This is a genomic window from Dechloromonas sp. ARDL1 (assembly GCF_051122455.1).
Taxonomy (GTDB): domain Bacteria; phylum Pseudomonadota; class Gammaproteobacteria; order Burkholderiales; family Rhodocyclaceae; genus Azonexus.
The window spans coordinates 1,820,923-1,839,962 of sequence record NZ_CP168939.1; the positions used below are offsets into that span (position 1 = coordinate 1,820,923).

16 protein-coding genes and 2 tRNA genes are annotated in these 19,040 nt (G+C 61.6%); 8 read left to right on the forward strand and 10 right to left on the reverse strand.

Translation table 11 applies throughout. The features are described 5' to 3' along the window. Positions 1-65 precede the first annotated feature (65 nt). From AB6Q56_RS09075 to AB6Q56_RS09085, 3 genes are all read right to left on the reverse strand, one after another. Positions 66-905: a tungsten ABC transporter permease gene (locus tag AB6Q56_RS09075; protein ID WP_434516725.1), complete on the reverse strand. Its 840-nt coding sequence runs from the start codon at positions 903-905 to the stop codon at positions 66-68. Between the two features lie 10 nt (positions 906-915). Continuing rightward, on the reverse strand, positions 916-2,910 hold the full coding sequence (locus tag AB6Q56_RS09080) for a TonB-dependent receptor plug domain-containing protein (RefSeq protein ID WP_434516726.1): 1,995 nt from the start codon (positions 2,908-2,910) through the stop codon (positions 916-918). A 286-nt stretch (positions 2,911-3,196) separates the two neighbouring features. Further along, positions 3,197-3,628, reverse strand: a complete 432-nt coding sequence (locus tag AB6Q56_RS09085; protein ID WP_434516727.1) for a hypothetical protein — start codon at positions 3,626-3,628, stop codon at positions 3,197-3,199. A gap of 124 nt (positions 3,629-3,752) precedes the next feature. Between AB6Q56_RS09085 and AB6Q56_RS09090 the strand changes: the two genes are divergently transcribed. Together AB6Q56_RS09090 and AB6Q56_RS09095 are read left to right on the forward strand one after the other, a co-directional pair. Further along, positions 3,753-4,274, forward strand: a complete 522-nt coding sequence (locus AB6Q56_RS09090) for a gamma carbonic anhydrase family protein (protein WP_434516728.1) — start codon at positions 3,753-3,755, stop codon at positions 4,272-4,274. Between the two features lie 7 nt (positions 4,275-4,281). Continuing rightward, positions 4,282-4,950, forward strand: coding sequence for a hypothetical protein (locus tag AB6Q56_RS09095; protein ID WP_434516729.1), 669 nt, complete (start codon positions 4,282-4,284; stop codon positions 4,948-4,950). A 62-nt stretch (positions 4,951-5,012) separates the two neighbouring features. Here the strand turns inward: AB6Q56_RS09095 and fliW are convergent, their stop codons facing one another. Next, a complete protein-coding gene (fliW, locus tag AB6Q56_RS09100) occupies positions 5,013-5,456 on the reverse strand; it encodes a flagellar assembly protein FliW (protein WP_434516730.1) in 444 nt (147 codons plus the stop codon). Between the two features lie 124 nt (positions 5,457-5,580). Here fliW and AB6Q56_RS09105 point away from each other — a divergent pair, with 124 nt between their 5' ends. The 4 genes from AB6Q56_RS09105 (at position 5,581) to AB6Q56_RS09120 (ending at position 10,630) form a co-directional block, all read left to right on the forward strand. Continuing rightward, complete coding sequence (locus tag AB6Q56_RS09105) at positions 5,581-7,911, forward strand: Tex family protein (RefSeq protein ID WP_434516731.1); 2,331 nt, start codon at positions 5,581-5,583, stop codon at positions 7,909-7,911. Between the two features lie 126 nt (positions 7,912-8,037). Next, entirely contained in the window at positions 8,038-8,385 is a 348-nt protein-coding gene (locus AB6Q56_RS09110) for an arsenate reductase (protein WP_434516732.1), read from the forward strand. After that, complete coding sequence (locus tag AB6Q56_RS09115) at positions 8,382-9,263, forward strand: Hsp33 family molecular chaperone HslO (RefSeq protein ID WP_434516733.1); 882 nt, start codon at positions 8,382-8,384, stop codon at positions 9,261-9,263. Before AB6Q56_RS09110 ends, AB6Q56_RS09115 begins: the two co-directional genes overlap by 4 nt. After that, complete coding sequence (locus AB6Q56_RS09120; protein ID WP_434516734.1) at positions 9,260-10,630, forward strand: sensor histidine kinase; 1,371 nt, start codon at positions 9,260-9,262, stop codon at positions 10,628-10,630. Before AB6Q56_RS09115 ends, AB6Q56_RS09120 begins: the two co-directional genes overlap by 4 nt. A gap of 28 nt (positions 10,631-10,658) precedes the next feature. Here AB6Q56_RS09120 and AB6Q56_RS09125 read toward each other — a convergent pair whose 3' ends face one another. The 5 genes from AB6Q56_RS09125 to AB6Q56_RS09145 form a co-directional block, all read right to left on the reverse strand. Beyond that, positions 10,659-12,065, reverse strand: coding sequence for an FAD-binding oxidoreductase (locus tag AB6Q56_RS09125; RefSeq protein WP_434516735.1), 1,407 nt, complete (start codon positions 12,063-12,065; stop codon positions 10,659-10,661). Then, positions 12,040-13,362, reverse strand: coding sequence for a 30S ribosomal protein S12 methylthiotransferase RimO (rimO, locus tag AB6Q56_RS09130; RefSeq protein WP_434516736.1), 1,323 nt, complete (start codon positions 13,360-13,362; stop codon positions 12,040-12,042). The genes AB6Q56_RS09125 and rimO overlap by 26 nt, the downstream gene beginning before the upstream one ends. Positions 13,363-13,442: 80 nt before the next feature. Next, positions 13,443-14,816 carry an HD-GYP domain-containing protein gene (locus tag AB6Q56_RS09135; protein WP_434516737.1) on the reverse strand — a complete coding sequence of 458 codons (1,374 nt, stop codon included), beginning with the start codon at positions 14,814-14,816 and terminating at the stop codon, positions 13,443-13,445. An 89-nt stretch (positions 14,817-14,905) separates the two neighbouring features. Then, positions 14,906-16,765: a potassium transporter Kup gene (locus AB6Q56_RS09140; RefSeq protein WP_434516738.1), complete on the reverse strand. Its 1,860-nt coding sequence runs from the start codon at positions 16,763-16,765 to the stop codon at positions 14,906-14,908. 174 nt (positions 16,766-16,939) lie between these two features. Next, entirely contained in the window at positions 16,940-18,265 is a 1,326-nt protein-coding gene (locus tag AB6Q56_RS09145; protein WP_434516739.1) for a citrate transporter, read from the reverse strand. Between the two features lie 219 nt (positions 18,266-18,484). Between AB6Q56_RS09145 and AB6Q56_RS09150 the strand changes: the two genes are divergently transcribed. Together AB6Q56_RS09150 and AB6Q56_RS09155 are read left to right on the forward strand one after the other, a co-directional pair. Continuing rightward, positions 18,485-18,560, forward strand: a tRNA-Val gene (locus AB6Q56_RS09150). 4 nt (positions 18,561-18,564) lie between these two features. Beyond that, positions 18,565-18,639: transfer RNA gene (locus tag AB6Q56_RS09155), tRNA-Thr, on the forward strand. Between the two features lie 61 nt (positions 18,640-18,700). Here the strand turns inward: AB6Q56_RS09155 and AB6Q56_RS09160 are convergent. Next, positions 18,701-18,901, reverse strand: a complete 201-nt coding sequence (locus tag AB6Q56_RS09160) for a hypothetical protein (RefSeq protein ID WP_434516740.1) — start codon at positions 18,899-18,901, stop codon at positions 18,701-18,703. Between the last annotated feature and the right edge of the window lie 139 nt (positions 18,902-19,040).

The following is a 19,040-nucleotide window of genomic DNA, read 5'->3' on the forward strand; positions in this document are numbered from 1 at the left end:
CTTACGAAAAACGACTCCGTTCCATGCCACCGTCTGCAGTTGCAGGGCGGTATTTCAGCAGCCTGTTAGGGCAACGTATAGATCCAGGGACCGCCTGCCTCGCGGTCCACAGTCCGCAGATCGGCCTGCCCGACCGGCGACAACAGATAGTCCGCCAACTCCCGGGCGGCAGCGCGTTGTTCCGCAGTAGCCGGATGACGTGGGCCGGGTTCGATCACGACATACACCCGACGCATCTCGGGGTCGCCATTCAGCAGCACTTCGCTACCGGCCGCCGGCATTTTTCCGAAGGCCACCGGGATATGGCCGACGACGGTATAAGCACCCTTTTCGGCAGCGAGGCCGAGAATCCCCTGAGCGGTGTCAGAGGTATCGGGAATGACCCACTGCCCCGGCCGGATACCGGCAGAGCGCCAAAGCGCCGAAACCACTGCATGGCTGCCGGGATCGCGAAAAGCCACGAAGGATGCGCCGCTGGCAGCGATACGTCGCACCGCCTCGGCGCCGTTCGGCGCCTCGCGCACCTTGGCCGGATCATCCGGCGGGCCGACAATGACATGCTCATTCAGCGCCCAGGCCCGCAGCGGGGCGGCAATGCCGGCAGCAAGCAAGGCGTTGGCAGCATCGCTGCCGTGAATAAGCAGCAAATCGGCCTGCCCCGTAGCGAAGGCCGGCACAACCCCCTCTTTGGGCGAAGCGGCCACCGTCTCCACGCGCAGGCCAAGTGCCTGCTCGGCTTTTTTTGCCAACCGCGGCCAGACATCGCACAGAACAAGGCCACCGACTACGGCAACACGGACTGTGACCGTTTCTGCCCAGACCGGTGGAGTGGCAAGCGATATCCCCAGCAGCAAGGCCAGCAGCTTTTTCCGCGAGGGGGAACGAGGAGCGGCAATCGCAAACATGCTGCTTGCCCTAGCCACCGAATGGCGTGTTGAACTGGACAAAATAGGTACGCCCCATTTCCGGGTAGCCTTCGACGTAGGCGTAGAGCTTGTCGAACAGGTTGTGGACGCGAAACTCGACCAAGGTACTCCCCGTCAGGCGATAACCGACCTTGAGATGGGCGACGGCGAAGCCATCGGCAACCTGCACACCGTCGGACGACGAATAGCGCCGCGAATAAGCCTCTGTAGTCCCAGTGATCATCCAGCCATGACCGGCATGCCAGATGGCGTTGGCGAATACCTTGTGCCTGGGTGTGTCAGTCATTTTGTCCGAATTGAACAGGTTTTCGCGTTCCAGGTAGGCGTAATGGGCGTTGAAGTCCCAGCGGGCAAGGCTGCCGGCAATCCCCAGCTCGATGCCGCGGGACTGCGCCTTGCCGATATTCTGCGTCTGTAGGCACTTGGCCGGGCCGCAATTCCTGTTCAACGTGTTGCTCTGAATCAGGTTGGTGATGTCGCTATGGAAGATTGCTGCCTTGACCATCCAGCGTTCGCCGAGCCTGCCGTTGTAGCCGATTTCATAGTGGATAGCTTCCTCCGTCTTGAGCTCGGGATTGGGAAGCCCACGACCCCTGCGATACGAATAGCGATCCTTGATGGTCGGAAAGCGCGATTTGCTGGCGACGCTGGCATACAAGGCATCGCTATTGTTGAGCTCGTAATTGAGGCCGAGTTGACCATTGGTGGCCGAATTGTCGGCGCGTGCGAAATCCGACAGCTTCCGGGTGGTGCTGTTGTAATCCTGTGCTTCCAGGCTTTTTCTTTCCTCGAAGGAAATACCGCCAACCAGGGAAAGCTTGGCAGTGATCGCGTGCGTATCTTCCAATGCGAGCGTTTGCGTCAGGTCTTCGAAACGGCGGACCGGTTCGCCTTGGCTGTTCTCCCGGTGGATATCGTGCTTGATGTTGTAGGAGGTACGCAACAGGTTGTCGACCGAGAGGCGGAGATCCCCCTGAATGCTGAAACCGTTGGTGTAGTCATCGTAGTAGCTCCTGGACGAAGTGCTTTTCTTCATCGTGCTGTAATTGGCGTCGTCATAGCTGGCCAATGAATTCTTGAAGCTGTCGTGATAGACGCGCAGCTTCAGCGTGTGCTCAGCGATGCGTGTCGACGACAGGAAATAAAGGCTTTCCTTGTCCCATTGCGGCCAACGCCAGTATGCCGGAGACTCGTTGGCAGGAGCGTTCCCGGCGTATGGTGGAGCATCCTTGACCCCCTGCTGATTGATATAGTTGATGGCATATTCGTCGGTGGCATTTGGGGTCAGGCCCAATTTAAGATTGATCTTGCCATCGTGATAGGAACTGTTTTCACGCCGCCCTCCGTTTTCGGCAGCGCTAGGTAAAAAATTGTCGGGCAGGCGATAAAAATCCTGATTGGCATAGGAAGCACCAGCTTGCAGGTACCACATGCCCTGGTTGGTACCCACATTGGTGTACAGCTGATGCCCATTGAACTCGCCGCGGCTGGTGAAGCTCATGCTGCCACCAAATTCGCCCTCGAAAACCTTGCTGGGGCGACGGCTGATCAGGTTGATAGCGCCCCCCAAGGTATTGGCACCGTAGAGCGCGGAACTAAAACCCTTGGCGACCTCGATGCGCGAGAGATCATAGGTCGAAAATCGGCCGAAATCGACATACCCGTCGTAAGGCACATAGATGGGTATGCCATCTAGAAAGACCGGCACCTGACGCAAATTGAAACCACGCATCCAGATCATTTGTTCATTACGCCGCCCTTGCTTGCTGAGGGTGATTCCGGGCACCAAGTCGAGTGCTTCGCCAACGGTGTAGCGATCATTCTGGCGGATTTCGTCAGCATCGAGACTGACGCTACCTAGCGAATCCTCGTTAACAGATGTTGCACTGACCCGGATTTCCCCCAGGGCGAATACTTGCGAATCGGCACGAGCCCCTCCGACAAGCAATTGTGCGATGAAAATAGCGATGGCACAGCGTTTCATACCCCCCCCCGTTTCAGTGGCAACCCAGATAGCCACCAATCGTTATATACACAACTATATATCGCAAATCAGCCCAATCAAAATAGGCATTTCGGATTACTCCAAAAAAATTTGCTTCGTCATGCTCAAACAACCGTTTTCAAACCAGCCTGCATCTCAGCCAGCATCTGTTTGAAAGCCAACTCCCAGGTTGTTTCTGGCTCACCTCAAGACAATTGATTTGTAGTCTTTTCGACAGACCGCCGCTCCAATTTGAAGCGTCAAGCCTCGCCCCAGCAAGCCTTCACTACTTCTGCACCTCGATACCCTTGCGCTGCAACCAGTTTCTGTCGAGCTCCCAGCGCACCTGCTTGATACCCGGTTGGGCCAGCACGATATCCTTGGCTTCGTCCTGAACCTGGCCGAGCAGGCGCTCGACGGCGATGAAGGCCGGGTTGTTGGCATCCTTGACGTTGATGTCGGGATACAGCACCCCCAGCATGCGGAAGGCCGGCACGTCGAAATTGCGCGGCGTGCCCATCACCGCCGTATCACCTTCGACCCGGATCACATGGAACGGATATGGGTAGTCCCGCAATTTCTGGCTGGCCTGCGTCGCCAACGCCCGGTTCAACTCGCGCGTGCGCGGGTCGGGCCGCTGGATGGCCCAATCGATTGCCGCCAGCAGCGCAATAGCCATCACAATCCATTGCCACGACTTGATTCCACGAAAATTCATATCGACTCCTGTTGCAATGTATCGCCCGCAGTGCTGCCCCCAGCCGGCTCTCAGCGTAACATTGGCGACCGGCCCCGGGTCGACCGACACGAAGACCGCCCTTCACGATCAACAGGAGACACAGATGCCCCTTTTCAAACTCGGCGACAAACAGCCGCAACTCGGCGACAACGCCTGGGTCGCTCCCAACGCCACCGTCATCGGCGACGTGCGTCTCGGCAAGAACAGTTCGATCTGGTGGAACGCCACCCTGCGCGGCGACAACGACCCGATCCACATCGGCGACAACACCAATATCCAGGACGGCTCGGTGCTGCACACCGACGAGGGTGTGCCGATGCACATCGGTAACGACGTCACTGTCGGCCACCTGGTCATGTTGCACGGCTGCACGGTCGGCGACGGCAGCCTGATCGGCATCGGCTCGGTCGTCCTCAACCGCGCCGTGATCGGCAAAGGCTGCATCGTCGGCGCCAATACGCTGATCCCCGAAGGCAAGGTCTTCCCCGACCGTTCGCTGATCGTTGGCTCGCCGGGCAAGGTCGTGCGCGAACTGAGCGATGCGGATATCGCAAACCTGAAAAAATCGGCCGAGCACTACGTCGACAACGCCGCGCGCTACCGCGACCAGCTACAGGAAATCTGAGCACGCCATGTCGCCCCTGGTCGCCCTTGCCCTGCTGGTCCTGGCCTCGCCAGTCCGGGCGGCCGACCCATGCGCCGAACTCCCCAAGCCCTCGGTGACCGTCAAGCTCCTGGAAACGCCGTTGGCGCTCAACACGACCTACAGCTACCGTTCGCTGACCAACCTCGGCTCGGCCCTGGCGCGTCCCGGCCGGCAGGTGCTCGGCCTGACGCGGGGGAATGCGACAGCACGCTTCACGTCGAACACGCCAAGCATCGTCGACGACAGCAAGCGTTGGGAATGCGCCAGCCCGCAGATCGCCCTGACCTACGGGTTCAGCCCGATGACCGTCTACGTGGCCCGCGAGTTTCCGCCGGGCAGCTGCGCCCACAAGGAAATTCACGAACACGAGATGCGGCACGTGGACGCTTACCGCAAGCATCAGGCCGACATCGAGAAAATACTTGCCGATACGCTCAACGCCCGTTTTGCCACCGGCGGGCCGTGGCGAGGTCCGGTCGGCCAGTCCACTGGGCGCTTGCAGGACGAACTGAACGAACGCTGGCTGCCTTACGTGCAGCGCGAGCTAAGGAAAGTGGACGCGGCGCAGGCCTTGATTGATACCGACGAAGAATATGCGCGGGTAGCCAATGCCTGCGACGGCGAAATCGCCAAAAGGCTGCAGCGCGGCAAGTAAGCGCCCGTAAAAAAGCCGCCATCATGACGAGGGCGGCCTTTCAAAAAGCGGGAACGTTCGTTTCAGACGGTGCTGGCCAGGTTCGACAGGGTGATGTTCTGGCTCACCTGCTCCATGACCTTCTGCAGGCCGACACGGGCCTTGGTATTGATCACCAGCGGTGCGCGCAGGCTCGGGATGATCGCCGCCTTGCCACCCTCCTCCTGCTTGAACAAGACCTGCATCACGGCAACATCCTCGACGGCAGGCGATTGCAGGATGGCCATCTCGGCATCGGACAGCGCCAGCTCATAGTTGAAGCCGAGCGTCACCGGATCGACGATCTGCAAGGCCAGCGCCGGATCGTCCAGCGACTGCAGCGTGTAACTGCTCGGCTGCGCCTTGCCCTCCTCATGCACCAGCATGAACCGCTTGTTCTGCTCGAACCCGACCAAGCCATTCGGGAATGCAATGACCTTTTCCGGACTCACCTCGACCGCACCAAACAAATAGGTTTCTACTTTCATACCCCCTCCTCCTCGATTCAATTGGAATATCGATCCCAACCATCCTACACCAACTGCGCGAGGTTGTATTTTCCGGAAGTATTGCGCATAGTTCACCCCCCTTTTTTGCTGCACTGCCGCACCCATGCTCGCACCCATAGAACACCGCATCGCCCTTGAACTGAACGTTCGCCCGGCCCAGGTCAACGCCGCCATCGCCCTGCTCGACGAAGGCGCCACCGTGCCCTTCATTGCCCGCTACCGCAAGGAAGTCACCGGCGGACTGGACGACACCCAGCTGCGGACACTGGAAGAGCGCCTCGGCTACCTGCGCGAGCTGGAAGACCGCCGTGCGGCCATCCTGGCCAGCATCGAGGAACAGGGCAAGCTGACGCCCGAGCTGAAGGCCGAGATCGACGACGCCGAAACCAAGCAGCGCCTCGAAGACCTCTACCTGCCGTACAAGCAGAAGCGCCGTACCAAGGCCCAGATCGCCCGCGAAGCCGGCATCGAGCCGCTGGCCCTCGGCCTGCTCGAAGATCCGAACCTGACGCCGGAAGACGAAGCCGAAAAATACCTCAACGCCGAAGCCGGTTTCGCCGACACCAAGGCCGTGCTCGACGGTGCCCGCCAGATCCTGATGGAAAAATTCGCCGAGGATGCCGACCTGCTGGCCCAGTTGCGCGAATACCTCACCGAGCATGGCCAGGTCCGCTCGAAAGTCGTCGAGGGCAAGGAAGCCGAAGGGGCCAAGTTCCGCGACTGGTTCGACTTCGCCGAACCGATCGAGGCCATGCCCTCGCACCGCGCCCTCGCCCTGCTGCGCGGCCGCAACGAAGGCGTGCTGGGTGTCACGCTGGTGCTCGATTCGGAACTCGACGAGGACAACATCAAGCCCGGCCCCAATCCCTGCGAGCAGCGCATCGCCGCCCGCTTCGGCATCAAGCACCAGAACCGCCCGGCCGATAAATGGCTGCAGGACACCGTGCGCTGGACCTGGAAGGTCAAGGTCTATACCCACCTCGAGCTGGAGTTGATGAACGAGTTGCGCGAGCGGGCCGAGGAAGAAGCCATCCGCATCTTCGGCAAGAACCTCAAGGACCTGCTGCTCGCCGCGCCGGCCGGCCAGCACGTGACCATGGGCATCGACCCGGGCATCCGCACCGGCTGCAAGATCGCCGTCGTCGACGCCACCGGCAAGCTGCTCGACACCGCCACCATCTACCCGCATGAGCCGCGCAACGACTGGGGCGGCTCGATCTCGACCATCGCCCGCCTCGCTTCGATGCATGGCGTATCGCTGGTCGCCATCGGAAACGGCACGGCCAGCCGTGAAACCGACAAGCTGGTGCAGGACGTCATGAAGAAGTATCCGGAAGCACGCCTGACCAAGATCGTCGTCTCCGAAGCCGGCGCTTCGGTCTACTCCGCCTCCGAACTGGCCGCCAAGGAATTCCCCGATCTCGACGTGTCGATCCGTGGCGCGGTATCCATCGCCCGCCGCCTGCAGGACCCGCTGGCCGAACTGGTCAAGATCGAGCCGAAGTCGATCGGTGTCGGCCAGTACCAGCACGACGTGTCGCAGACCAAGCTGGCGCGTAATCTCGATGCCGTGGTCGAGGACTGCGTCAATGCCGTCGGCGTTGATGTGAACACCGCCTCGGTGCCGCTGCTCACCCGCATCTCCGGCCTCAACGCCGGCCTGGCCGCCAATATCGTCAGCTACCGCGACGCCAACGGCGCGTTCAAGAGCCGCGACGACCTGAAGAAGGTACCGCGCCTCGGCGACAAAACCTTCGAACAGGCCGCTGGCTTCCTGCGTGTGCCGAACGGCGACAACCCGCTCGACGCCTCGTCGGTCCATCCGGAAGCCTATCCGCTGGTCGAAAAGATCATTGTCGACCTGAAGAAGCCGATCAAGGAAATCATGGGCGACGGCCGTCTGCTGAAGAGCCTGAACGCCAGCAAGTTCACCGACGAGCGCTTTGGCCTGCCGACCGTGCAGGACATCCTGAAGGAACTGGAAAAGCCGGGCCGCGACCCGCGCCCGGAATTCAAGACGGCGACCTTCACCGACGGCGTCGAGGAAGTGAAGGACCTGCGCCCGGGCATGATCCTCGAAGGCGTCGTCACCAACGTCGCCGCCTTCGGCGCCTTCGTCGATATCGGCGTGCATCAGGACGGCCTGGTGCATGTCTCGGCGCTGTCCAATACCTTCGTCAAGGACCCGCACGACGTGGTCAAGGCCGGCCAGGTGGTCAAGGTCAAGGTGCTCGAAGTCGACCTGCAGCGCCAGCGCATCGCGCTGACCATGCGCATGTCCGACGAGCCGGGCAAGGGCCGCAGCCACGAAGCCGGCGCCCAGCGCGGTGCGCCGCTGTCGAAACAGCACTCCGGCAGCGGACAGTCCCGGCACAGCAGCGCCCCCCCCTCGGGCAACGCGATGGCTGCCGCCTTCGCCAAGTTGCGGAAGTAAGCTCGGCGCCCGGCGGAAAGTCGCTCACCCCCGAAAAGGCAGCCCGCGTGGCTGCCTTTTTTGTCGATCTCAGGCGCCCGGGCAATGAAATGATAAAATTTACCTCCTTCGCTAGAATGACCAGACATGATCCAGGTATACGGCATCAAGAACTGCGACACCATGAAAAAAGCCATGAACTGGCTGACCGAAAATGGCGTCGCCTATGAATTCGTCGATTACAAGAAGGCCGGCGTCGCCGAGAGCCGGTTGCCCGACTGGGCGGCGCGGGCCGGGTGGCAAAAACTGCTCAATACGCGCGGCCTGATGTGGAAAAAGCTGTCGGACGCGGAACGCGCCGACGTCGATGAAGCCAAGGCGCTGAAACTGATGGCCGAGTATCCGTCACTGATCAAGCGCCCGGTACTCGATACCGGCACGACACTGCTGGTCGGTTTTGCCCCGGAAACCTATGCGGCGGAGCTGAAGAAATGAGTGACAGTTTCGTCCGCCGCTTCCTGTTCGAAGGCCTGGATATTCGTGGCGCCTTCGTGCACCTCGGCGATGCCTGGGCGGCCATGCAGCACGACCGCGACTACCAGCCCACCGTCGCACAATTGCTCGGCGAAACGGCTGCCGTCACCGCGCTGATCGCCGCCCAGTTGAAGCAACCCGGCCGCCTGACCCTGCAATTGCGCGGCGGCGGCCCGATCCAGTTGCTGGTCATGGACTGCAACGAAAAGCTGCAGATGCGCGGCATGGCGCGCAGCAACCTGGTCGTGCTGCCGGCGCCGGTACCCGAGCTACTCGGCGCGCACCAGGGCGGCCAGTTGCTGATGAGCCTCGACCTGCCGACCGCGCGCCAGCCTTACCAGAGCTACGTCCCCATGGTCGGCGACAGCATTGCCGGCATTTTCGAACACTATCTGGAACAATCCGAGCAGCAGCCTTCCCGCCTGTTCGCCACCGCGAGCCCGCGTGCGGCCGTCTGCCTGTTCCTGCAGAAAATGCCGGATGCCGATGCCCGCGATCCGGATGGCTGGCACCGCATCACGCAACTTGCCGCGACGGTAAAAACCGCCGAATTGCTCGAACTGGAAGCGGAAAGCCTGCTCACCCGCCTTTTCCACGAAGATATCGAGGCGCACGGCATCCGCCTCTACGATCCGCTGCCCGTCGCCTACCACTGCCCGGAAGACTGGGAAAAGGTGCGCGACATGATCCGCGGCATTGGCCGTGCGGACGCCGAAGCCATCCTCGCCGAGCACGGCGAGATCCTGATTCGCGACGACATCTGCAACCGCGAATATCGCTTCACGCCGGACGACGTTGCGGCGCTGTTCGCAGCCAGCGAAGGACGGGCACTGAATTGACCTCCGGAAACGATCCCGATGTTCTGGGTCCGCAAGTTGCCCTGCTGTATCGCAACCTGCGACTGGGACAGATCGTTTCCATTCTTAACACGGCCCTTCTGGTCTGGCTCGGCTCGGCACACCTAGCCAAGGAATACTTGATCGCCTGGGGCAGCGTCGCCCTGGCCGTCGCCCTGCTGCGCCTGTTCGCCGACCGCGTCTATCGGCGGCAGGACACCGCCGAGCGCGATGCCCACGCCGCACGCTGGCGCCAGCGCGCCATCGTCGGCGCCTGCCTCGGCGGCTTGACCTGGGCCAGTGGTGCCGTCCTCTTCATGACGGCTGGCGACCCGGTACTGAAGCTGTTCACGGCCTTTGTCATGGCCGGCATGGTGGCGGGCGCGGTACAGGTTGTCGCGGCGGACCTCACCGCCTTTCGCTGCTATGCCTGGCCGATCGTCCTGGCCGTTGCGCTCTGCGGGTTCAGCGCCGACAGCACGGGAATCGCCTTCTCGCTGATGAGCCTGCTCTTCTTGGTGACCGTCACCCGCAGTGCCCAGTTTTTCAACGAAACCTTGCATGACACAATCCGGCTCGAACGCGAGCAGACCAAATTGGCCGCCCACCTCGCCCACGCCCGCGAGGTCGCCGAGCAATCGCTCCGTGCAAAAACCGAGTTCCTGTCGAATATCAGCCACGAACTCCGCACGCCGATGAATGGCATCATCGGCATCTCCGATCTGCTGATGCTCGACGCGCCGCCGGAGCAGAAGGAATTGCTCAAGCACCTCCAGATGTCGTCGACGCTCCTGATGACGCAAATTAACAACCTGATCAAGCTATCGGAACTCGAGGCGGATCAGATTGAATTGACCCCCGCCCCCTTCCTGTGCGCCGACCTGCTCGCCCGGGCAACGCATCGCCGCCGCGGCGATGCCACCGCCAAGGGGCTTGCGATTCATCACACCGCTTCCCCAGACACCCCCAAGACTGTCGTTGGCGACAGCGACTGCCTGTTCAATGCACTCGACCACCTGATCGACAATGCGATCAAATTCACCGAGACGGGTACCGTCAGCGTCTCCGCCAAGGTCAGGCAGCAAGCCGGCGATACCGTCTGGATTGAATTTGCCGTCAGCGATACCGGTCACGGCATGTCGCCGGATGTGTTGAAAGCCATCGAAGGGCTGCTGATCCAGGCCGATGGCTCCAGTATCAGACGCCACGGCGGATTGGGCGTCGGCCTGGCGATCGTTCGCCGCCTGAGCAAACTGCTGGGTGGAGAACTGCGCATCGACAGCAGCCCGGGTCAAGGCAGTGTGTTCAGCTTCGCCGTCCCGCTGCAACTGCCCACGCCCGAAGTGACCGCCGACCTCGTATCGGCCTGAGCCACCATCTTGGCGCGCCGCACGGCGCTTAGAGCACCTTGCCCGGATTCATCAGACCGCGCGGGTCCAGCGCCTGCTTGATCGAGCGCATCGTCGCCATCTCCACCGCGCTCTTGTAGCGCAGTATCTCGTCGCGCTTGAGTTGCCCCAGCCCGTGCTCAGCGGAAATCGAACCGGCAAAGGCATGGACCAGGTCATGCACGATGCGATTGACCTGCGGCTGGCCGGCAAGGAAGGCCGCGTTGTCCTGGGCGTCGGGTTTGGACAGGTTGTAGTGCAGGTTGCCATCCCCGACATGCCCGAAGGCAACGACGCGAATCCCCGGGTAGGCTTTCGCCAGCGCCGCATCGGCAGCCGCCAGGAAATCGGCGATACGCGACACCGGCACCGCCACGTCGTGTTTGATGCTGACGCCTTCGATCTTCTGCGCTTCGGAAATATGCTCGCGCAAGGCCCAGAGCTTTCCGGCCTGGGTTTCGGAGGCAGCCAGCACGCCATCGCTCACCTCGCCGGCTGCCAGGCGTGCCGCGAGCCAAGCTTCGACGGAAGCCGGTTCGGTATCGGAGAACTCGGCCAGTACGTACCACGGGCTGGCGTCGCCCGGGCGCGCAGCCCCCGGAATATTCTTCAATACCAGTTGCAACGCGGTTTCCGATACCAGTTCGAAAGCCGTGAGTTGGGCATCGAAAGCCGATTTGGCAGCATTGAGCAGAGTGACGGCCGCCGCCGGCGAGGCCACATTGAGCCAGCAGGTGGTTTGCCGCTTCGGCAGCGGAAAAAGCTTGAGGACGGCGGCGGTGATGACGCCCAGCGTTCCTTCGGCGCCGATGAACAGATGTTTCAGGTCGTAGCCGGTGTTGTCCTTGCGCAGACCGCGCAGACCAGCCCAGACTTCGCCATTGGGCAGCACGACTTCCAGGCCGAGGGTCAGTTCACGGGCGTTGCCGTAACGCAGGACCTGGACGCCGCCGGCGTTGGTCGACAGGTTGCCGCCGATCTGACAGCTGCCTTCGGAGGCCAGCGCCAGCGGAAACAGCCGGTCGGCGGCACGCGCCGCCTCCTGCACGGCGGCCAGGGTACACCCTGCCTCGACGGTGATGGTGTTGTTACCGGTATCGAGGGCCAGAACACGATTCAATCGCCCCAAACTGAGGACGACCGCCTCGCCCGCCGCATCCGGCGTCGCCGCACCGCACAAGCTGGTATTGCCCCCCTGCGGTACGATGGCCGTGCCGGTTTCGGCACAGGCCTTGACCACGGCCGCTACTTCAGCGGTGTGGGCGGGCCGCACGACGCAGCGCGCCGCGCCGCGATAACGACCGCGCCAATCGGTGACGAAAGGCGCGATATCAGCCGGTTCGGTCAGCACCTGGTTGGCACCGACGATGCCAACCAAAGTGGAAATCAGATCAGGCGATCTGGGCGTAGAGGTCATGGTGGTCGGCATCGATGACCTTGACCTGCAGGAAGTCACCCGGCTGGGCGTCGAAATGGCCGTCGATATAGACCAGGCCATCGATCTCCGGCGCATCGGCCTTGGAGCGGGCAATGGTGCCTTCCTCGTCGACTTCGTCGACCAGCACTTCGATCACGCTATCGATTTTGGCGGCCAGCTTGTCAGCGGAGATATCTTCCTGCACCTGCATCAGCCAACGGCGGCGATCCTCGCGCACGTCTTCCGGCAGCAGCAGGCCCAGATCGTTGGCCGCCGCACCTTCGACCGGCGAGTAGGCAAAGGCACCGACGCGGTCGAGCTGTGCATCTTCGAGGAACTGGATGAGCTGGTCGAAATCCTCTTCCGTTTCGCCGGGGAAGCCGGTGATGAAGGTCGAGCGGATGACGATTTCCGGGCAGATCGAGCGCCACTTGGCGATGCGCTCCAGCGTGTTCTCGGCCGAGGCCGGGCGCTTCATGGCCTTGAGGATCTCCGGACTGGCGTGCTGGAACGGCACATCGAGGTAGGGAAGGATCTTGCCCTCGGCCATCAGCGGAATGACGTCGTCGACCGAGGGATACGGATAGACGTAGTGCAAACGGACCCAGATACCGAACTGCGCCATGGCCTCGCACAGTTCCTTGAGGCGGGTCTTCACCGGCTTGCCGCCCCAGAAGGCGGTACGGTATTTCACATCGACACCGTAGGCCGAGGTGTCTTGCGAGATCACCAGCAGTTCCTTGACGCCGGCACGGGCCAGGTTCTCGGCTTCGGCCAGGACGTCGCCGACCGGGCGCGAAACGAGCGGGCCGCGCAGTGACGGAATGATGCAGAAGGTACAGCTGTGGTTGCAGCCTTCGGAAATCTTCAGGTAGGCGTAGTGGTCCGGCGTCAGGCGCACGCCCTGCGGCGGCACGAGGTCGGTGTAGGGATCGTGCGGCTTGGGCAGGTGCTGGTGCACGTAGCCCATCACCTCGTCGGCGGCATGCGGACCGGTGACGGCCAACACGGACGGGTGCGTCGTCTGCACGATGTCACCCTTGGCGCCCAGGCAGCCGGTGACGATGACCTTGCCGTTTTCGCTGAGCGCCTCGCCGATGGCGTCGAGCGACTCCTCGACGGCAGCGTCGATGAAGCCGCAGGTGTTGACGATGACCAGGTCGGCGTCATCGTAGTTGGGCGACAGGTTGTAGCCTTCGGCGCGCAGCTTGGTGAGAATGCGTTCGGTGTCCGAGCCTGCCTTGGGGCAGCCCAGGGAAACGATACCGACGGTCGGCACTTTGAGTTCAGTAGTCATGCAATGAAACCTTGTCCGGACTGGCCGGCGAGCAAAACGCGTATTTTACCGGGTGAACGCCAAAACCTTGCCGCAAACGCTCAGGCCGGCAAGTGGGCAATGGCTTTCTTCAAGGCTTCGAAACACTCGGGATCGATGGCTGTCCCGACGTTTTCGGCCATGATCTCCAGCGTTTTCGGAATCGGCACGGCACCGCGATACGGGCGTTCGGCGGTGATGGCGTCGAAGATGTCGGCAGTGGTGATGATGCGCGTTTCAAGCGTGATTTGATCGGCCAGCAATCCGCGCGGATAGCCCTTGCCGTCCAGTCGCTCGTGGTGTGCCGCAGAGACGACCGCCAATTCGGCAAAGGCACCGATACGCGACAGGATCGCCTCGGTATAGGCAGCATGGGACTGTACGGCGGCCCACTCGTCGGCATCGAGCTTGCCGGGTTTGTCGAGGATGCTGTTGCTCACCCCAAGCTTGCCGACATCGTGCAGCAAGGCGCCGCGCTTGAGCCAGCGCCGACGATCAAGCGGCAAACCGAGCGTTTCGGCAATCAGGTCGGTATACAGCGCGACCCGGGCGCTGTGGCCGCTGGTGTAGGGACTTTTCGAGTCGACGACCTGACCGAAGGCCGCTGCAATGTCGTCCAGGTAATCGTCATCGAGCGCGACGATGTGACTGGCCGGTTCGAGCGCCAGAATGGCATGCATCACATCCGAGGAGGCCAGCGTCGCCCAGAAGGTATCCTCGGCGGCAAGGTCATTGAAAATCCCGACCAGCGCGGGATCGAACCAGCTTCCAGAGCGGCCGCGCACTTCGTTGACAGCAGCCTGCGGGCCACCCGCCGTATGAAATACGTCGACAACCTGAGCCAGCAGCGCGATGCGCGAGTAGAGCGGGATCGCCTCGCCAGCCAGCCTCTGCGGCCTTCCCTGGCCATTGAAATGCTCGTCGAGGCTATAAATACCGGCTGCCACGCTGTCGGGGAAGCGCAGCAAGCGGGCAATATCGGCTCCGCGCTGGCAACGCGTGGAAATCAGCTCCTGGGCGATCTCGTCACCCTCCCGGAAAATGGTCAGCACGCTGCGGAAACGCTCGGCCAGCGGCGCCTTCAAGCCGGTATGCCCGAGCACGAAGCCGAGCACCTGGGGCAGGCTGTCGCCAACCGTCTTGAAATCGCGTTTGAATCGGAGGTCGTCGGTCAGATACAGCTCGCAGATACGCGCCGCATTGCTGCTGCACCCCAGATCCTTGAGCAAGAGCGTGTAGTAGAGGTTCCATAGTTCGCCGTCATCCAGGCCGAAGCGCCGACCGATGTGCATGCCTATCCAGCAGCAACGCACGCAGTGCCCCTCCGGCTGCCCTTCGGTGATATCCAGCGCGTGACTCAGCGCTGAGATCAATTCGGATAGCTGGAGATGCTGCGGGGAGGAAACAACGTCGGGACGGAGAAGACGGGCGACCATGTCGGCCTATGATTCACCAAAAACAATAAAAACTCAATCATCAAAGCCAAGCACCGTCGACTTCCGTTCTATCCCTATCGCCGAAACCCTCAGATAACCAGTTGCGTACCCAGTTCGACTACCCGATTGGTCGGAATCTGGAAGAAATCGCTGGCACTGGTGGCGTTCTTCGACATCAAGGCGAACAGGCGGGCCCGGAGCAGCGTCATGCGGCGGGTCATCGACGGCACGATGGTTTCCCGCGACAGGTAGAAAGTCGTCTCCATCATGTCGAAGCGTTCACCCTGGTGCTTGCACTGGTCGAGAACGGCCGGAATATCCGGGCTTTCCATGAATCCGTAGCGAACGATCACCCGCATGAAGCCCTTGCCCATGCGGTGCAGGTAGATGCGATCCATGTCGTTGACGTGCGGTGTGTCGGCCGTTTGTACGGTGACCAGCACGACGCGGTCGTGCAGCACCTGATTGTGCTTGAGGTTGTGCAGCAAGGCCGGCGGCACGCCCTCCTTGGAACTGGTCATGAAGACGGCAGTGCCGTTGATGCGATGCACGTCGTCGATGGCGGTGATGAAGTCTTCCATCGGAATGCTCTGCTTGGCCATCTCCTGCGACACCAGCCGCCGCCCGCGCCGCCAGGTGGTCAGCACGGTGAATGAGATCAGCCCCATGGCGATCGGGAACCAGCCGCCTTCAGGAATCTTGATGGCATTGGCGGCAAAGAAGGCGACATCCACCGTCAGGAAGAAGCCGGCCACCAGCGCCGCGACCGACCAGTGCCATTTCCACATCAGCGCCATCACGAAGGCGAGCAGGATGGTATCGATCAGCATCGTCCCGGTCACCGCAATGCCGTAGGCAGCCGCCAGGTTGGACGACGATTTGAAGCCGATGACCAGCGCCACGACGGCCAGATAAAGGCTCCAGTTGGTAAAGGGAACATAGATTTGCCCTTCCTCGTTGCCCGAGGTATGGACAATCTGCATGCGCGGCAGCAAGCCCATCTGCACCGATTGGCGCGCCACCGAGAAAGCCCCCGAAATGACCGCCTGCGAGGCGATCACCGTCGCCAGGGTAGCCAATCCCAGCATCGGGATCAGTGCCCAATCGGGCGCCAGGTGGAAGAAGGGGTTTTCGATCGCCTCCGGTTCGGCCAGCAGCAGAGCCCCCTGGCCGAAGTAATTGAGAACCAGCGCCGGCATCACGAAGGCGAACCAGGCCAGGCGGATGGGAAAACGACCGAAATGCCCCATGTCGGTATAGAGCGCCTCGCCGCCGGTGACAGCCAGCACGACCGAACCCAGCGCCAGAAAGGCGAGGCCCGGATGGGCGCCAATGAAACCGAGGGCATACAGCGGATTCAATGCGGCCAGTACGCCGGGGTTGTGCACGATCTGCAACACGCCGAGCAGCCCCAGGACGGCGAACCAGCCGGTCATGATCGGCCCGAAGAAGAGGCCGACCGAGCCGGTGCCGCGTTTCTGGATGAAGAACAGCCCGGTCAGAATGGCCAGCGTGATCGGAATGACATAGGGCTTTAATGTCGGCGTCACCAGCTCCAGCCCCTCGACAGCAGATAGCACCGAGATGGCCGGGGTAATCATGCTGTCGCCGTAGAACAGCGCCGCCGCGAAGATGCCGAGCAAGGTAACGATCCAGGCCAGACGCGGATTCCTGGCGCGCTCCGTAACCAGCGCCAGCAGGGCCAGCGAACCGCCCTCGCCGCGATTGTCGGCACGCATGATCACCAAAACGTATTTGAGCGAAACCAGCAGCATGATCGACCAGAACACCATCGACAGGATGCCGAGAATATTGTCCGGCGTGACCGGGATGGGATGGTGGCCGTTGAAGATTTCCTTCAAGGCATAGAGCGGACTGGTGCCAATATCGCCAAAGACGACGCCGATTGCGCCCAGTGTCAGCGTGGACAAGGCCTGACGTGACTGCATGATTCCCCCTGTCGGTGGGTTTACACCGGTTTTCTTCGAGTGCCGCCTTCAGCCAAGCCAAAGGCAATCGAAAGAATCTAGCATCGCAAGCTGACTCGAATATGACGACAGGCCGCGTAGAAACGACAAGGGCGGCCGCGGCCGCCCTTTGCAAAACGCCAACGGACTCCCTGACTATTGGGCGGGTACGGCCACCGATGTTTCGGCCTTGACCGGTTCGGCGACTTGCTTGTGCCCGGCATCGGGATGCCAGCCGAGCACGGCGAGCATGACCATGAAACCGACCACGTAGGCGACGACCACGTGCCAGCCGTGGCGCAGCCACTGCGCCGCCGACTTGGCCTCCGGGAACATGTTGGACAGCGCGACGCCGGCCGAGGAACCGAACCACAGCATCGAACCGCCGAAGCCGACGGCGTAGGCCAGGAAGCCCCAGTCAAATCCGCCCTGACGCAGAGCCAGCGCGGTCAGCGGGATGTTGTCGAAGACGGCGGAAACAAAGCCGAGAACGAAGGCGGATTGCCAGGAAGCCGGAGGCAGTTCCTCGACCGGCATCATCGAGGCGCAAAGCACCAGCGAGAGCAGGAAGATGGATCCCTTGATCGTTTCCGGCAACAGTTCCCAGTCGTGGCGGCGTACCGGAATGGTAAGCAGGATGGCCGCCCACACGGCAACACCGATGAAGGGGAAATGTTCGGCCAGTTCGGGGAACTTGACGTTGATGGTGATGTTGGTGACGACCGCGAAGACGAGCATGGTGACGACGATGAAGATGCGTCCCCAGTCGACCTTGGTGTGGCTGTGGGCATGCTTGATGATCGGGCAGTAGGCGTGCTGCTGCTTGGCACCGAAGTAGCCGATGATGAGCAGCGCGACGCCGGCGGCGACGTAGGCATCGAAAACGACGAGCGGGCTGATGCCGTCGATCCACATCATCGTGGTGGTGGTATCGCCGACCACCGAGCCAGAGCCGCCAGCGTTGGAAGCGGCAACGATGGCAGCGAGGAAGCCGATATGGACCTTGCCCTTGAACAGCTGGTGGGCCATGGCGCCGCCGATCAGCGCGGCAGCGATGTTGTCGAGGAAGCTGGAGATGACGAAGACCATGGCCAGCAAAACGAAGCCGCCTTTCCAATCGTCGGGCAGAAACTTGGGCAGGATGACCGGCACGTGGCTCTTCTCGAAATGGCGGGCAAGCAGGGCAAAACCGGTGAGCAGGCAGAACAGGTTGGCGATGGTCACCCATTCATGGCCGAGGTGGCCGAACCAGCCGGCGACGCCGAGGCCGGTCTTGAAGCCGGTGAACAGTATCTTGTACAGGCTGATGGTGACCAAGCCGGTCAGCGCGACATACAAGGTGGCGTGATGGAACAGCGCGACACCGAGCAAGGTCAAGGCGAAGAGGATGAAATCGACGGGAATGCCGCCGACCGATGGCAGGGAACCGGCAGCGAAGGCGGTGGCGGGCAACAGAAGGAACGCAAGCAATATACGGTGCATGGCTATTCGCAAGAAAGGGATTCTGGATTCGCTGCCGTCAGCGTAACGAGGGAACAGCGGGCCTGAAAAGCAGCGCATTGTCGGGGGTTCGGAACTCCGCAGCAAGTTCGGACTTTCCCGTAGGGCACGAACCGGACCGGAAAAATCGGGCTTTTTCTCACATTTAGCGCGACAAAGGCTCGACTTCCGGCAGATATCGGTTACAATGCGCCCCCTTTCGCGTCCTTAGCTCAGTTGGTAGAGCGTCGCCCTTACAAGGCGAATGTCGGCGGTTCGACCCCGTCAGGACGCACCAGGTTGCCCATGTGGCTCAGTGGTAGAGCACTCCCTTGGTAAGGGAGAGGTCGGCAGTTCGATCCTGCCCATGGGCACCACCCTTCCGGTCGTTGCACGACCGAGACGCCGAGAAGCATCCGTCGGCGAACATTTTCCCGTTCAGACCTTGGCTGCCAGCATGCCACGTTGTTTCATGGCGGCGAGAAACTCGCCGAAGTTGGCTTCACGAACCGAAATGCCGCTCAGGGTATCGCGCAGGCTAAAGGCACCGATTTCGTCCTGACCTGATTGCATCACGGATTTGCCCCGCGCGGCGTCAGCGGGCTGCGGGCGTAGCGTCTTGGAGTAAATGCTTGACATGATCCGGCTTTCGTATTGGCTTGATGTCAGTGTCACCCAGGCGAAAAAAAACGTCCGTGAGCAAATTCACATGGAATTGATTTTCGCCATCGCAAGGAATGCATGCCATGCGTTCAGGGCACTTCGGTATCGCGTCAAC